The sequence below is a fragment of the Inhella proteolytica genome, from assembly GCF_016093275.1.
In the GTDB taxonomy this organism is placed as follows: domain Bacteria; phylum Pseudomonadota; class Gammaproteobacteria; order Burkholderiales; family Burkholderiaceae_C; genus Inhella; species Inhella proteolytica.
Genome location: NZ_JAEDAK010000004.1, coordinates 264,003 through 279,256 on the forward strand (window position 1 = coordinate 264,003; position 15,254 = coordinate 279,256).

Consider the following 15,254-nt stretch of genomic DNA (forward strand, 5'->3'; position numbering starts at 1 on the left):
GACGCCGGGCTTGTCAGCGCGCTCCGGGAAACACGAAGGCGGCGCCGGCCGGCGCGGGCTCCCAGCGCTGCAGCACGGCCTTCTGGCGCGTGTAGAAGTGAAAAGCCTCGGGCCCATAGGCGGCAGGCTCGCCGTACAGGCTGCCCTTCCAGCCGCCAAAGCCCATCCAGGCCAGCGGCTGCGGCAGGGGCACATTGATGCCCACCGCCCCCACCGGCACCTGCTGCACAAAGCGGCGCGCGGCCGCGCCGCTGCGCGTGTAGAGCACGGCGGCCTGCGCCAGGGGGTGGGCGGCAATGAGCGCCTGCGCGGCCTCCAGATCGGGCACGCGCAGGCACAGCAGCACCGGGCCGAACACCTCTTCCTGGTAGATGCGCATCCAAGGCTGCACCTCGTCGATGAGGGTGGCGCCGACGAAGAAGCCGCCCTCATGGCCGCGCACGCGCAGGCCGCGGCCGTCCACCAGCAGGCGCGCGCCGTCTTCGGCACCGCAGCCGATCAGGCGCTCGACGCGCGCCATGGCCTCGGCGCTGCTCAGCGGGCCCAGCTCCACGCCCTCCTGCCAGCCCGGGCCGACGCGCAGATTGCGCGCCCGGTCCATCAGGCGCGGGATCAGGGCATCGGCCGTGTGGCCCACCAGCAGGGCCACCGAAACCGCCATGCAGCGCTGCCCGGCCGAGCCGAAGGCGGCGCCCACCAGGGCCTCGCAGGCGGCGTCCAGGTCGGCATCCGGCAGCACCACCAGGTGGTTCTTGGCGCTGCCCAGGGCCTGCACGCGCTTGCCCAGTTCGGCACCGCGTGCGTAGAGCGAACGCGCCACGCTGCTGCGGCCCACGAAGCTGAGTGCCGCCACCTCAGGGTGGCAGATCAGGCCGTTGACGGTCTCGGCCCCGCCCTGCAGCACCTGGAAAACGCCGGGCGGCAGGCCGGCCTCGCGCAGCGCCTCGGCGATCCACAGCGCCGCGCTGGGCGCCAGCGGACTGGGCTTGAGGATGAAGCTGTTGCCGCACACCAGCGCCAGCGGCGCCATCCACAGCGGCAGCATGAAGGGGCAGCTGGAGGCGGTGACGCCCACCGTCACGCCCAGGGGCTGCGGCTGCGTCCAGTGGTCCAGACCCGTGGCGGCCTGCGCGCTGTAGCGCCCGCCCAGCAGCGCCGGGGCGGCGCAGGCGAACTCGACGAACTCGAGCGCGCGGCGCACCTCGCCCAGCGCATCGTCCAGGGTCTTGCCCTGCTCGCTGCCGATGCGCTGCGCCAGCTCGCGGCCGGCGCCCTGCGCCAGATGCAAAAAGCGCTGCAGCACGCGCGCGCGCTGCGCCACCGGCATCTCGCCCCAGGGGCGCTGGGCCGCCACGGCCGCGGCCACGGCTTGCACGATCTGCGGGCCTTCGGCCTGATGCACCCAGCGCGCCACCTGGCCGGTGGCGGGGTTGTGCACCGGAGCCAGCGGGCCGGCCAGCACGGCCTGGCCGGCGATGTGGTGGGCGACAGGGTGGGGATCGGTGTAGACCTCGGGAATCACGGGCGGCTCCAGGCGGGTGCCGCACTCTAGGAAGCCCGCGCGCCCTTGCCGATCGTCAGGGGCCCGGGTTTCAGTAGTTGAAGCCCAGACCCAGCGCCAGACTCGCCGCGCCAGCGTCCTCGCTGCTGCCGTTGTCATGGCGCAGCGGCACGCGCTGGTAGTCGGCCTGCAGCTGCAGGCTGAGCACGCGGTTCATGCGCCACACCAGGCTCATGCCGCCGTAGGGCCGCCACTCGCGGCGGCGCTCGCTGTGCGAGCTGGGCCAGTAGCCGGCATCGGTCTGGCTGCTGATGCGGCCCAGGCCCAGGCGCGGCACCAGCAGCCATTGCGGCGTCATCTCGATGTGCTGCGCCACACCGACCTGCCAGGCCTCGACCTCGATGTCGCGGTGGCTGTCGTCGGCACGGCGCTTGTAGTCGAAATTGCCCAGGCCCTGGCGACCGAATTCGATCGCCCAACCGCCGCCCACGCGCAGGCCCGCGCCCAGGCGGGCCGAAACGCCGCTGCTGCCGCAGGCGGCCTGGCCGCTGCAGTCCACACTGAGGTGGGCGCGCCCGAAGCCGAGCTGACCATAGACGCCGGGCTGGTTGCTGACGAGCAGCTGGGCATGGCTGGGCAGGCTGGCGAAAGCCAGCGCCAGGGCGGCCAAGGCGCCGCCCCTCTTCTTGAGTTGCATGGGTTCTCCCTGTTGTGCTTTTGAGGCGGGCGCACTGTAGGCGGCGCCGCCTGAAGATTTTCTAAAGACGGCTCAGCGTGCCAGCTCGCGCTGCGTCAGCTGCGCCCAGGCGGCGCTGTCGCGGCGCGCCCGGATGACCGGGTTCAGCGCGGCGATGGCCTTGGCAAAGCGCTCCCCCCGCGGGCACATCAGGTGCGTGCCATTGCGCGAGAGTTCGGCCAGCTGCTTGACGGGCTCGCGCAGCGCGCGCGACTCGTGGCGCACGCTGTCGCCATCGGTCAGCACCACGTCCACCTTGCCGGATTCGAGCGCCAGGAACAGGCGGTTGCCGAAGGTCAGGCGGGTGACCTGCAGCGCCGGGTCCTGCAAGGCGGCGTCCAGCTCCTCGCCATAGCTCCAGCCACGGTGCAGGCCCACGCGCAGGCCGCGCAGGTCGCTGGCCTGGTGCAGCGCGGGCAGCGGGTTGCGCGCCAGCGCCACGGCCACCACGGTTTCCTCGCGGATCGATTCGCTGAACAGGTAGAGCGCTGCGCGCTCGGCATTGCGGTAGGCCCCGCCCACGCAATGCTCGCCGCGCGCCAGGCCTTCCATGGCACGCGGCCAGGGCATGCCGCTCATGCGCAGCGTCAGCCCGGCCTCCTGCGCGGCCGCGGCAATCAGCGCCGGCTGCACGCCCCGCACGGCCTTGCCCTGGCCCCACATGGCCGGCGGGTTGCCGGCGTCAAAGGCAATCGGCAGGGGTTCGGCGGCCCCTGTCGCGCCCAGGCTGAGCAGCAGGCACAACAGGGTCGGGCACAGGTTCCAGCGCATCGCGGCCTCAAGGAATGAAGGCCGCGAGTATCGCCAGCGCGCCGGCGCCTCAGCCGCGCGGCCGCGGGTAGGCCTTGACGCGCGGCAAGCGTTCGTCCGCCGCCGGTGCGCGCGCCGGCAGCTGCTTGAGCAGCTGCTGCACGGCGGCCTCCAGCTGGGCATCCTGCCCCTGCGCGGTGGCGCGCGGCGGGTTGTCCACCTCAAGGTCCGGCACCACGCCCTTGCCCTCGATCAGCACCTGGCCCTCGGGGCTCATCTGCGCGATCTCGGCGGCGCGCAGGATGCCGTTGTCCACCAGGAGGTTGCGGTCGCTCAGCCACACGCCGGCGCCGCTGGTGGTCTTGCCGATCACCGGGCCCAGGCCCAGGCGCTTGAAGCCCTCGGCCACGGTCTCGCCGTCGCTGTAGGTGTTCTCGTTGATCAGCATGGCCAGCTTGCCGGCATAGCTCTGCTGCATGTTGGCAAAGCGCGGGCCGCCCGCGGGGTGGCGCGGCTGCCAGTAGGCCCAGCTCTTGCGCAGCAGCTTGTCCAGCACCCAGGAGTCGATGTTGCCGCCGTTGTTGAAGCGCACGTCGAGCACGATCGCCTCCTTGTCCAGCTGGGCGTAGAACTCGCGCGCGAAGTCGGCGATGTCCTGCCCGCCCATGGCGCGCAGGTGCAGGTAGCCGATGCGGCCACCCGAGAGCTTGTGCACCGCCTCGGCGCGGCTGAAGCGCCAGTCCTGGTAGCGCAGCGCCATGTCGCGGCGCGGGTCCACCGGCGTCACGATCACGCTGCGCGCCCCGCTGCCGTCGGCGCCCTGCACCTCCAGGCGCAGCTGCTTGCCGGCCTGGCCGGCCAGCAGGGTCGCCCCCTGCGGCCAGCGCAAGGCTTGGCCGTTGATGGCGGTGATGACCTCGCCCTCGCGCAGCGCCAGCCCCGGCTGCTGCAGCGGCCCGCGCTCGCTCACCAGCTCGGCCTCGTTGCGGTAGATGTGCGCGATACGCGCGCCCTTCTCATGTGGCTCCAGGCGTGCGCCCAGGCCGGCCACGGGCGGGGCTTCCTCGGCCAGCGGCGGTAGGTCGCCATAGCCCACCTGGCTGTGCAGCAGGCTCAGGTCCGAGGCCATCATGCCCATCAGCTCCCCCAGCTCCACGCGGTCGCCCACGCGCGGCAGCAGGGCGGCGTGGCGCGCGCGGCTGGCCTTCCAGTCGATGCCGTGCAGCTGCGCGTCGTAGAAGTAGTCGCGCTGCATGCGCCAGGCGTCGGCAAACATCTGCTGCCATTCCTGGCGCGGGTTCACGGGGATCTGCCAGTCGGCCCAGCGCACGCTGAACTTGCCGGTGTCGGCGGGCGGCTTGGGCGCGGCGTCCAGCAGCAGCAGCTCGGGCGCCTGGCCGGGCGCGGCGTCGCGCTGAACCAGCAGGGTCTTGCCATTGCCGCTGAGCTGGAAGCTGCGCACCTTGTCGGTATGCGTGTCGGCACTGGCACCGGCCTCCAGGCTCAGGCTCTTGAGCGCGCCGGGGCCGAAGTCCGATTCGAGCCACCACAAGCGCTTGGCTTCCGCCTGCAGGCTGCGATAACGGCCGGCCGGCAGCGGCAGCTCGAACAGGCGTTCGGCCAGGCCCGCGCGTTCGATGCGCGGCAGGGCGGGCTTGCTGTCTTTCTTCGCGTCCTGCTTCGCGTCCTGTTTCGCGTCCTTCTTCTCCTCCGGCTTCGCCTCGGCCTTGGCGGGCGGCGGCAGTTCTTCCTTGGCCGCGAAGGGCGAGCGCAGCCCGCTCTGCAGCGCCAGCGCATAGACCTTGGTGCCGGGCTCGAAGGCCGGACCCATATTGCGCTCGGCCCAGACGCTGGAGCCCTGCTGCAGCTGGAAGTGGCGGCGCGAGGCGAAGTACAGCCACTGGCCGTCCGGGCTGAAGGCCGGGGCGGCGCTGTGGTACTTGGCACTCGTCAGCGCACGCTTGTCGCCATCGGCCAGGGTGTAGAGCCACACCTGACCGCGCGCACCGCCCTCGGCCGGCCGGCGCACATAGGCCAGGGCCTGGGCATCGGGGTGCCAGGCGAACTCGATGCCTTCGTTGTCGGGCAGCTGGTCGATCTGGCGCGTGGCCGGTCCGCCCTCGGCCTTCAGGTCGGTCAGGTAGACGGCGCCGGCCAGATCGGCATGCACCAGATGGCGCCCATCCGGCGCCACGCTCAGATCGGTGCGCAGCGACGGCGCACCGCGGGTGATCTGCTTGGGCGCGCTCAGGCCCAAGGCATCGAACTGCCAGAGCTCGACCTCACCGCTCATGTCGCATAGCGCGAAGACGGATTGGCTGTCGCTGCTGAAGGCGGCCTCGCGGCAGCGCGCGCCCTCGGGCATCTGCAGCACGGCGCGGCGCAGCGCCTGCGTGCCCTGCGTGGCCAGGCGGCCGCGCACGCCAATCACCGCGCGCTCACCGTTCGGAGCCACGGCCACGTCGGCGAGGAAGTTCTGCGGCTTCTGGATCCAGCGCGCCGTGCTGGCGGGCTGGTCTCCCGCCAAGGTGATGGGCAGCACCGGCGCCTCGGCGCCGGCGGCGCTCAGGTCCACGCGCTGCAGATCGGCGCCGCGCGCCAGCACCACGGTGCTGCCGCTGATCGAGGCCTGGCGCGCATCGAAGTCCTTGAAGCGCGTGTGCTGGCGCGCATCGCTGCCGTCGGCGGCCACCGACCAGACGTTGAAGAAGCCGTCGCGATCACTCAGGAAGGCGATGCGCTCGCGGCCCTGGGCGTCGCGGTAGGGCATGGGGCGGCGGTTGTTGGCGCGTGGGAAGTCCGCGCCCAGCAGCGGGCGGGCCTCGGCGCCGCCGCCCAGCTCCATCACCCACAAGCTGGCGATGGCGCCGCCGCGGTAGTTCTTGGCGTGGTCACCGCGCAGGCCGTTGCGGGTGAAGAGGATGCGCTTGCCATCGAGCGAGAAGGCCGCGTCGCTTGCATCCCCCACGGGGAGGGCTTGCAGCTTGTCGCCCTTGAGCAGGTAGGGCTGCGGATGGGGGCGGCCGTCCTCGGCGGGCGCGGTGATGAGCAGACCGTCCTTGCCGTCATGCCCCCACACGCGCACCGAAGCGCTGCCCAGCCAGCTGCGGCGCTGCGGCACGCCCCCGTCCAGGCTGAGCGTGTAGACATCGCCGGCGCTTTCGTACTGCGCCACGAAGGCCAGGGTCTTGCCATCGGGCAAGAGCACGGGCGAGATCTCCTGCCCCGCATGCGAGCTGATGCGCTGCGCCGCCCCGCCGGCCAGGCTGCTGCGCCACAGATCGCCCTGGCTGACGAACACCACCGTGTCGCCCTGCACAGCGGGCTGGCGGTAGAAGCCTTGCGGGTTGGCCTGGGCCAGGCCGGCGGCGCACAGCGCGGCCAGCAGCGGGAGGAGACGGGACATGGTGCGGTCCGGGGGAGTCGGGAAAGGGCGGGATTCTGGCGGCGCCGCGTCGGGCGGGTCGTCGGTCACAGCGGGTTCACCCGGAGGCGGGACCGGCTCGGAACGCGACAACCACAATGACGACATGCGTGACCTTGGCCGATCCCCCCGTTCATCCATGGCCAGGCGCTGGCCCTGCGTCCGCTGGTGGGCCGCCCTGCTGATGGCCGCGTGCTCGCCCCTGTGGGCCGCCGAGCCGGACGCCGATGAACCGGGAGACTTTCCCTTTCCGACCTTGCAGCAGGAACATCGGAACGCCCTCTCAAGCTGTGCCGATCCGTACACCTGGCCCGTGGTGCAACGCCCGGCCCCCAGCCAGACGCGTGAACGAAGGCTCTGGGACGCCCGCAAGTCCTACACACCCCTGGATTGGGAGTTCAACGCAAGCGCGCAGGGGCTCTGCGCGCGCCCGCTCACGCACCCACCTGAAGCGTCGCTTCCCTTTGCACCGCCTAACGGTGCCGCCGCCCTCACCACCACCACGGCCACTCTGCAGGTGGCCGACGGCTGGCTCTACGGGCGCTTGATGCACTACGTTGGCGGCGGCCTCTACTGGGCCGATGCGCAGGGTGGCCAGGCGCGGCGCCTCGTCGATGAACCCGCACTCGGTCTGCTGCTCCAGCCCCGGGGTGACGTGCTGGCGCTGACCGGCTTTGCGCATCTGGGAAGCGCTGAGGGAGGGCTGTGGAAGCTCCACAAGGCCGACGCGGGCTGGCGGGCCGTGCGCCTGAACCGCTGGCCCGAGCGGCCCTGCGCATGGACGCAGGCGCGCGACGGCACGCTCTTTGTCTCCTTTCCCACCCAGCTCGTGGTGGGCCCTCCGCAGGGCCCGTTCCGCACGTTATGGGAGGGCGATGAGGGCATGGGATGTCGCACCCGGCAAGTGCATCTGGACGAAGGGCGTCAAACGCTTTGGTGGAGCGCGGGGCCTTTCGTGGGCGCCCTGGACCTGCAGAACCTGGCGCTGCGCCACCACCTCCGCTCGGAGGCGCTGCTGCAGGCCTACAGCCCCGCCTGGGAGCGCGCCGTGCTGCGCGAAGCCCACAATCCGGCGCATGAGCACCACCCCTAAGCAGCCCGCCCCCACCATCGACCTCGACCGCCTGCAGGATCTGCTGGACGCCGTCCCCGCGCCCCTGGAGCCGCTGGACGTGGCCATGCTGGACGGCTATCTGACCGCCATCGCCTTGCAGCCCAAGGCTCCCCCGCCGGGCGAGTGGCTGCGCTGGGTGCTGGACAGCGAGGAAGGCCGCGCAGCGCCGGCCGGCTTCGATGGGGAGCCGATCCGCGCGCTGGCCATGCGCCGGCTGCAGCAGCTGGACACTGCCATCCGCGGCCGCCAATGGTGGGACCCCTGGGTGTTCGCTCCGGGGGATGAGGACGGCGAGGATGCCGACCCCGAAGACTGGGAAACCGTGCTGGCCGCCGTCTACCCTTGGGTGGCCGGCTTCGCGCTCGGCGCCGACAGCTTCCCGCGCGGCCTGATGGGTTGCAAGGAGGCCGATCTGCTCGAAGGCCTGGCCGGCATCTACCAATTCCTCGACCCCGAGGACCTGGAAGACGCCGACGAACTGCTCGAAGCCATCGAGGGCATCGAGCCGGCCGCCAATCTGGAAGAGGCGATCGAGCACCTGGTGGCGCACAGCCTGCTGCTGGCCGATGTCAGCCGGCCGCAGAAGGCCGGCCAGCCCGCGCGACCGGCCGGGCCCGGGGGCGCGCGCAAGCCGCGCCGACCGCCCTCACGCGGGGGCTACTCGCGCTGATGTCCGGGACGAGCGCGGCCGCAGGGCTGTGAGGCCCTTCAGCGCCCGCGCTGCGCCAGCCACTCGTAGACCCAGGGAATCAAACGCTTTTCCAGCCCGCGGGCGGCGCCGTTCAGCGGCATCGCGGCCACCACCGCCAGCTGGTGTTGCCGGTCCACCCAGAACAGGCTGCCGCCCTTGCCGGCCCAGAACACCGTGCCGGCGGCCTGCGGGCCGTCGTCTTCGAGCTTGATGCCCAAGCCCAGGCCGTAGCCGCTGCGCGCATAGACCTCGGCCGGCAGACGGGGCTGCGCGGCGGGCAGTTGGTTGCTGAGCATGGCCTCGAACAGCGCGGGCGCCAGCAGTTTGGGCGGGCGCTGCAGCAGGGCCTGGGCAAAGCGCATGTAGTCGGCCACCGTGCCCACCAGGCCGCCGCCGGCCGAGCGCAGACGCGGCGCCTCCAGGCCCAGGCGGCTGCTGTCGGCATCCACGCGGATGCGCTTGTAGAGCAGCGGGATGCCGCCCATCTCGTGCTGGGTGGCCAGGCGCGGGCGCTGGGCCGCTGGCACTTGAAAGCCCGTGTCCACCATGCCCAGGGGCGCAAAGACCTCGCGCGCCAGCACCTGATCGAGCGGCTGGCCGTGCAGCCGTTCGAGCACCGCGCCCAGCACGTCGCTGGACATTCCATAGGTCCAGGCCTGGCCCGGTTCATGGCGCAGCGGCAGACCGGCCAGCGCGGCCATGGCCTGCTCCAGGCTCTTGCCCTCCTGGTCCATCGGCTGGGCCCAGAGGTAGCGCAGGCCGGTCCAGCTCGTCAGGTCGCCGCCGTAGTCAAAACCCGCCGTGTGGCTCAGCAGATGGCGAATCTGGATCGTCGGCAGCTTGGCGAACTGCGGCAGCAGCTCCTGCAGCGGCGTGTCCAGGCGCAGCCGCCCGGCCTGCACCTGGCGCAACACCGCCAGGGCGGTTAACGGCTTGCTCATCGAGTACAGGCGCAGGATGGCGTCGCGCTGCAACGGCCGCTTCGTCTCCAGATCGGCCAGGCCAAAGGCTTCGTGGCGCAGCACCTGACCCTGCTGCACCACCATCAGCACCAGGCCGGGGGTCCGCTTTTCGGCGATGAAGGATTCGATCCGCTGGCGCAGGCTGTCGGCATGGACAGGCAAGGCCAGCAGGGCGCACAGCAGCAGGATCAGGGCGGGCATGGACGGGTGGGCAGTGGCAGCAGGGCCGCCATGCTCCCGCCCGGATGTGAAGCCAGGATCAAGACGCGCGCAGGCTACTGGCCGAAGTGCATCTGGTAGCGCGCGCCGTCGGAGAACAGGCAGGCGCCGACACCCTGGTTGGCAGCGGTGAGGATGTATTCGCACTGCGCGTTCACGCCCGTGCCGGCGGCATTGGCAATGCCGCGCCGGCCGCTGGTGCGCGCGCTGCCCTCGCCGAATTGATGGCTCAGCAGGGTGCCGAAGCCGGGGTAGTCGGGCGTCACCCGCGTGGCCTCGCCCTGCAGATTGCGGCCCTGGTAGGCGATGCTGAAGCTGCCCTTGCCGTTCTGGTTGTCCATCACCACGGCGCTCAAGGGGCCGGCGCCGGTGGCTTCGGCGTTCAAGGGGTAGAGGCGGACCTGCAGCACCTGGGGTCCCAAGGGCGCGGCCTGCAGCAGCACGGCCGGTGCGGGCGGTGGCTGGCGCAGGTGATGGGGTTCCAGCGGCACCACCATGCAGGCGCTCAGGCTGCTGGCCAGCAAGGCGGCCGCAGCCAGCGCGCGGCGCGGCTGCGATTGGAAAGAGGAGAGGATGGGGCGAGCCTTCATGCGTCACCTGCAGGATTCGCGGCACATGCCGCGGCGCGCATGGTGCAAAGCTGCGGGGCGCAAGGCCAGCGCGCGCGCCAAGGTATTGCGGCGCGCGCCCGCCGGGCGCATGCCGCGCGCCGCGTTCAGCCGCCGAACACTCGCCTGGCGTGAATGCCCAGACCCTGCGCCACCGAGGCCAGCGGGTCGCCCTGCACGCGCTGGGCCTGCGGGAAGGGGGCGGCAATCGCCTCCACCAGATGGGTCAGGCCGGTGGAGCCACCGGTGAAGTAGAGCGCGTCCACGCTCGCCAGCCCGGCGCGGCGCAGGGTCTCCTGGGCGGCGCCGGCAATCGCGGCCACGTCCTCGGCCAGCGCGGCCTGGGCCTCGCCGCGCTGCATCGGCCAGTGCAGGCCGGTCTCGATCAGGCCGAGGTCGAAGTCGTGCTGGTCCTCGGCGGCGCGGCGGCCATCGGAGCCGCTCAGGTCGATCTTGCCCTGCTCGGCCAGATCGGCCAGATGGTGGCCCAGATGGTCTTCCAGCACCGTCATCAGGCGGCGGTGCTCGGCTGGGTCGGCGTAGTCGGCCTTGCGCAAGCGCATCTCGGCCACCACGGCCGGGGTGTAGCAGGTGTTGATCAGGTGCCAGGTCGCAAGGTCGAAGGTGATGCCGCTGGGCACCTCGCGCGCCGGGCCGTCGGCGCGTGCCGGGCCCAGGCTGCCATGGCCGAGCGCGCGCATCGGCCCGGCCAGGGCGACGCGGCGGTCGAAGTCGGTACCCGCGATATGGATGCCGTGGTGGCCCAGGATGTCGGCGCGACGGTCGGCCAGGCGCAGGCGCTGCGGGCCCACGCGCACGACCGAGAAGTCCGAGGTGCCGCCGCCGATGTCGGCCACCAGCACGGTCTGCTCGCAGCGGGCCTGGCGCTCGTAGTCGAAGGCCGCGGCGATCGGTTCGAACTGGAAGCTCAGCTCCTCGAAGCCCACCGCGCGCGCGCAGACCTCCAGCGCGGCCTGGGCCTGGGCGTCGCGCGCCGGGTCCTCGTCGACGAAGTAGACCGGCCGGCCCAGCACGGCATGCGTCAGCGCCCGGCCGCCCTGCGCGCCTTCGGCCACGCGCTTGAGCCGCTTCAGATAGCCGGACACCACGTCGGCGTACTTCACCGAGCGGCCGCCGCCGACATCGGTGTGGCGGTCCAGCAGGTCGCTGCCGAGGATGGACTTCATCGAGCGCATCAGGCGCCCGTCATGCCCGTCCACATAGGCCGCCAGCGCGGCGCGGCCAAAGGCGCGCGGCGGGCCGTCGGCATCGTGCGCACCCTCGGCGTAGTAGTAGACGGCGGTGGGCATGGTGCGCGCCGCGCCTTCCAGCGGCACCAGGGCCATGGCATCGCCCTGGGGAAGGGCGACGGCGGAATTGGAGGTGCCGAAGTCGATGGCGCAGAACGAAGGGGTGGCCATGACCGGGCTCCTGGAATTCAAAGGGGCCGGGATTGTGCCCGGCCGGCCCTGCAGGGCCGCAAGCTCAGGGCCGCAGCGCCTGCAGCCGCCCCAACGCCGCCTCCAGCGTGGCCGCCTTCTTGGCAAAGCAGAAGCGCACCTGGCGGCGTTCCTGCGGCCTGGAATAGAAGACCGAGAGCGGAATCGCCGCCACGCCGATCTGCGTGGTCAGCCATTCGGCGAATGCCAGCTCGGGTACATCCGACACGGCGCTGTAGTCCACGGTCTGGAAATAAGTGCCCTCGCAAGGCAGCAGCTTCAACGGCGTGGCGGCCAGGCCGGCGCGGAAGGCATCGCGCTTGGCCTGGTAGAAATCCGCCAGGCCCTGCCAGGGTGCCGGGTCGGCCATGTAGTCGGCCAGGCCCCATTGGGCCGGGGTGTTGACGGTGAAGACCGTGTACTGGTGCAGCTTGCGAAAGGCCGCACTCAAAGCCTGAGGCGCGGCCACGAAGCCGACCTTCCAGCCGGTGACATGGAAGGTCTTGCCGAAGGAGGAGATCAGGAAGCTGCGCGCCGCCAGCGCCGGGTGCTTGGCGACCGACTGGTGCGCCTGGCCATCGAACACCATGTGCTCGTAGACCTCGTCGCTAATGACGATCAGGTCGTGCTGCTCGGCCAGCGCGGCGAGGGTGCGCAGATCGTCCTCGGACGCCACGCGGCCGCTGGGGTTGTGCGGGGTGTTGAGGATCAGCGCGCGCGTGCGCGGCGTCAGCGCGGCGCGCACCGCGTCCCAATCGATGCGGTAGTCGGCCGTCATCGGCACGCCCACCGGCGTGGCGCCGGCCAGGCGGATGGCCGGGATGTAGCTGTCGTAAGCCGGCTCGATCAGGATCACTTCATCGCCCGCGCCCACGCTGCACTGGATGGCGGTGAACAGGGCCTGCGTGGCGCCGGCGGTGATGGTGATCTCGGCCTCGGCGTCATAGGCCCGGCCATGGCCGCCCAGCAGCTGCGCGGCCACGCGCTGGCGCAGCAGCGGGATGCCGGGCATCGGCGGGTACTGGTTGTGGCCGGCGTGCAGGGCGCGGTTCACGGCTTCGAGCAGCGCGGGGTCGCAATCGAAATCCGGAAAGCCCTGGCCCAGATTGATGGCGCCATGCTGGGCCGCCAACTGGGACATGCGGGAAAAGATGGTGGCGCCGATGGCCGGCAGCTTGTCGGGGAGCGTGGGCATGGGGCGATTCTGGGCTGGCGCGGCTCCCGGGCGGAAGAAGGCAGGCTTCCGGAACGGGTCAGCGCGTCGACGTGCCGGCTGGCTCGCACAGGCCCGCCGTCACCAGCAGGATGTGCAGCTCCTTGGCCGGCACTTCGAAGGCCACACCGCGCTCCTGGCCTTGGGCCGGCATCTCCTTCTGCGTGAAGGCCAGGCCCTGGCGCTTCAGCAGCTCGGCCAGCTGCGCCGGCGTGCGCAAGCTGGCGGCGCCGGGCAGCTTGCGTTCCAGCACGGCCAAGGGGGCGCATTCGCCATGGCGGGCCATCAGGCGCCACTCGGGTTCGGCGGCTTGCGCGGGGCCAGGCCCCAGCGCGGCCAGCAGGATTGGCAAAGCTGGCAGGGCCATGAGCAACCGGGTCCGTAGACGGGCTGGCATGGTGAGGCGATTGGCGTCGGCAGAAGGGATGGTCTCGCGCTCAGAGCGGGACCCAGGCGCGGAAGCCCCGCGCGGCGTAGTAGGCGTCAGCTCCGTTGTGGTACGTGAACACGCGCTCGTAGCGCCGGTCGCCAAACAGTGCGCCGCCCAGGGCACGCAGCTCGGGCGGGGTCAGCAGCCAGCTCGAAGTCTTGCGGTCGAACGCGCCCAGCTGCTGCAGCGCGCGGTACTGCGACTCGTCGAGCAGGGTCGCGCCCAGGGCCTCGGCCTGCTCGAGCGCGCTGCCGGCCGGCGGGTTCTGCTTGCGGCCTTCGCGCGCGGCGCGGTCGTAGCAGAGCGAGCGGCGGCCGCTCGGGCTCTCGGCCGCGCAGTCGCAAACGCCCAGCGCACCGTTCAGCACCACCAGGTCCGGCTCGCCGCCGCTGGCCTCCATGGCTTGCAGGGTTTGCAGCAGCGCCGGGCGGGCCTGCAGGCGCTCGGCCACCGCCACCCAGGCCAGGCCGGGGTGGCGCTGCGGGTGCTGTTCAAAACGGGTCTGCAGCTGGCGCAGCAGCGCGGCATCGGGTTCAGACATGGGCATCCTCTTGTTTGAGACGGGCCAGCTCGGCGGGCGCCAGCACCTGCGGACGGGCCACCGGGGCACCCTCGGCGGTGAACAGCGGCGAGCCCTTGTAGCGACCCGCCAGGCGTTCACCCGCCATCAGGCGCAGCGAGCGCAGGATCGCGCCACCCAGGCTGCGCTGGCGCGGCTTGGGCTGGCCCAGCGCGGTGTCGGTGTTCACCACGGCCACGGCGGTGCCGAAGGCCGCATTCAGCTGCTGCCGGTCCAGACAGCTGTGCAGCAGGCCGATGAACCCGAGCTTGGGGTTCATCAAGGTATTGCCGATCGGCGTGCGGCAGCAGCCGGCATACCAGCGCAGCATGCCGCGCTCGCTCAGGCGCAGGGCGGCCAGGTGTTCGCTGCCGCGGGTCCAGCGCAGGCGCGATTGCGTCAGCTGCACGATCTCGCTGCCGCCTTGCGCGTCCAGCACCTCCGGCCGCTGCAGTAAGCGCGCGAAGGCACGGCAGTCCGTGCAGTAGCAGAGCAGGCGGTTGGCGAGCCCGGTCGGTTGCAGCTCGCCTTGCAGGGCGCTGCATTGGCATTGAAGACTGGGCATGCTCTCCCGCATCCGGGCGTGTTGGCGAAGCGCGCAGGGTAGCGAAGCACGCGCGGCCTGGCTTCCGTCAGAGGCAGGAAGTGGGCGGCCTGCTGGCGCTTCATTGCCGCATGATCTTCTCCAACGCCTTGCCCTTGGCCAGCTCGTCGACCAGCTTGTCCAGCTGGCGGATCTTGCGCATCAAGGGGTGCTCGACTTCCTCCACCCGCACCCCGCAGACCACGCCCTTGATCAAGACCGCATTCGGGTTGAAGGCCGGCGCCTGGGCGAAGAAGCATTCCAGATCGTGCTCCGAGCCGATCTGCGCCCGCAGGCCTTCGGCGCTGTAACCCGTGAGCCAGGCAATCACCCGGTCGAGCTCGGCCTGCGTGCGCCCCTTGCACTCGGCCTTCTTCAGGTACATCGGGTAGAGGCTGGCGAACTTGATGGCGAAGACTTTTTCGAGGCGCATGAGAGCTCCTGGGGTGCCTAGGCAAACGCGCATTTCCGAACCGTGTCCCAGGTCCGGGTCGTGATCTCCTTGCCGAAGCGGCGCTCCAGCAAGGCCATGAAGGCCGGCGCCTTCGCGTTCGGCACATAGGCCGCCAGCACTTCGGTGCCGGCCAGGGCCAGGATGGCCGCCTGGGCCTGGCGGATCGGCAGTTCGAGCGCCTCGCCCGCATAGGGTCGGCGCAGAAAGGCCACGATGGGCTTGGCCTCGGCCGGCAGTGCGAAGGCGGCGAAGGGCTCGGCCTCCACCAGGGCCTGCAGAAAGCTGGCCGGCCGCACGATGGTCTTGAAGGCCCGCCCCCAGTGCGCCTGCATGGCCTGCTCGGCCGCCCGCTCCAGCACCGGCACCTCAGCCGGCCGGGCCGTGAAGGCCACGTTGCCGCTGGACAGCAGGGTCCTGACGTCCTGGAAGCCAGCCGCCTCGAAACAGAGCTTGAGCTCGGGCATCCGGCAGTTCATCGGGCTGACACCACGCAGCAGGGCGATATAGCGCTTCATCGTCGCAAGGCAAGGGGGCAGAGCAGGGGCGGGGGCTGGCCAGCCCGCAGTAGAGC

At 71.4% G+C, this 15,254-nt stretch carries 15 protein-coding genes; 2 read left to right on the plus strand and 13 right to left on the minus strand.

Annotated elements, in window-relative coordinates; translation table 11 throughout:
* Window positions 1–13 precede the first annotated feature (13 nt).
* From mmsA to I7X39_RS08065, 4 genes are all read right to left on the minus strand, one after another.
* Window positions 14–1,522, minus strand: coding sequence for a CoA-acylating methylmalonate-semialdehyde dehydrogenase (mmsA, locus tag I7X39_RS08050; protein ID WP_310739896.1), 1,509 nt, complete (start codon window positions 1,520–1,522; stop codon window positions 14–16).
* Between the two features lie 70 nt (window positions 1,523–1,592).
* Window positions 1,593–2,198 carry an outer membrane beta-barrel protein gene (locus I7X39_RS08055; RefSeq protein ID WP_198110463.1) on the minus strand — a complete coding sequence of 202 codons (606 nt, stop codon included), beginning with the start codon at window positions 2,196–2,198 and terminating at the stop codon, window positions 1,593–1,595.
* Between the two features lie 72 nt (window positions 2,199–2,270).
* Entirely contained in the window at window positions 2,271–3,008 is a 738-nt protein-coding gene (locus I7X39_RS08060) for a substrate-binding periplasmic protein (RefSeq protein WP_198110464.1), read from the minus strand.
* Window positions 3,009–3,057: 49 nt separating this feature from the next.
* Complete coding sequence (locus tag I7X39_RS08065) at window positions 3,058–6,393, minus strand: S41 family peptidase (RefSeq protein ID WP_198110465.1); 3,336 nt, start codon at window positions 6,391–6,393, stop codon at window positions 3,058–3,060.
* A gap of 157 nt (window positions 6,394–6,550) precedes the next feature.
* On the opposite strand from I7X39_RS08065, the gene I7X39_RS08070 reads away from it, so the two are divergent.
* A complete protein-coding gene (locus I7X39_RS08070) occupies window positions 6,551–7,504 on the plus strand; it encodes a hypothetical protein (protein WP_198110466.1) in 954 nt (317 codons plus the stop codon).
* Window positions 7,488–8,195, plus strand: a complete 708-nt coding sequence (locus I7X39_RS08075) for a YecA/YgfB family protein (protein ID WP_198110467.1) — start codon at window positions 7,488–7,490, stop codon at window positions 8,193–8,195. The genes I7X39_RS08070 and I7X39_RS08075 overlap by 17 nt, the downstream gene beginning before the upstream one ends.
* 38 nt (window positions 8,196–8,233) lie before the next feature.
* On the opposite strand, the gene I7X39_RS08080 is transcribed toward I7X39_RS08075, so the two are convergent.
* From I7X39_RS08080 to I7X39_RS08120, 9 genes are all read right to left on the minus strand, one after another.
* On the minus strand, window positions 8,234–9,379 hold the full coding sequence (locus tag I7X39_RS08080) for a serine hydrolase domain-containing protein (protein WP_198110468.1): 1,146 nt from the start codon (window positions 9,377–9,379) through the stop codon (window positions 8,234–8,236).
* Window positions 9,380–9,453: 74 nt separating this feature from the next.
* Window positions 9,454–9,987, minus strand: coding sequence for a hypothetical protein (locus I7X39_RS08085; RefSeq protein ID WP_198110469.1), 534 nt, complete (start codon window positions 9,985–9,987; stop codon window positions 9,454–9,456).
* A gap of 125 nt (window positions 9,988–10,112) precedes the next feature.
* On the minus strand, window positions 10,113–11,426 hold the full coding sequence (locus tag I7X39_RS08090; protein WP_198110470.1) for an Hsp70 family protein: 1,314 nt from the start codon (window positions 11,424–11,426) through the stop codon (window positions 10,113–10,115).
* Window positions 11,427–11,490: 64 nt separating this feature from the next.
* Entirely contained in the window at window positions 11,491–12,639 is a 1,149-nt protein-coding gene (locus tag I7X39_RS08095) for a methionine aminotransferase (protein ID WP_198110471.1), read from the minus strand.
* A gap of 58 nt (window positions 12,640–12,697) precedes the next feature.
* On the minus strand, window positions 12,698–13,024 hold the full coding sequence (locus I7X39_RS08100) for a hypothetical protein (protein WP_198110472.1): 327 nt from the start codon (window positions 13,022–13,024) through the stop codon (window positions 12,698–12,700).
* A 70-nt stretch (window positions 13,025–13,094) separates the two neighbouring features.
* On the minus strand, window positions 13,095–13,628 hold the full coding sequence (locus tag I7X39_RS08105; protein WP_232351812.1) for a DUF4256 domain-containing protein: 534 nt from the start codon (window positions 13,626–13,628) through the stop codon (window positions 13,095–13,097).
* Window positions 13,621–14,211: a DUF6151 family protein gene (locus I7X39_RS08110; RefSeq protein ID WP_198110474.1), complete on the minus strand. Its 591-nt coding sequence runs from the start codon at window positions 14,209–14,211 to the stop codon at window positions 13,621–13,623. The genes I7X39_RS08105 and I7X39_RS08110 overlap by 8 nt, the downstream gene beginning before the upstream one ends.
* Window positions 14,212–14,311: 100 nt before the next feature.
* Window positions 14,312–14,662, minus strand: coding sequence for a DUF2200 domain-containing protein (locus I7X39_RS08115; protein ID WP_198110475.1), 351 nt, complete (start codon window positions 14,660–14,662; stop codon window positions 14,312–14,314).
* Between the two features lie 17 nt (window positions 14,663–14,679).
* Window positions 14,680–15,198 (minus strand): DUF1697 domain-containing protein, encoded by a 519-nt coding sequence (locus tag I7X39_RS08120; protein WP_198110476.1) that lies wholly within the window; start codon window positions 15,196–15,198, stop codon window positions 14,680–14,682.
* Between the last annotated feature and the right edge of the window lie 56 nt (window positions 15,199–15,254).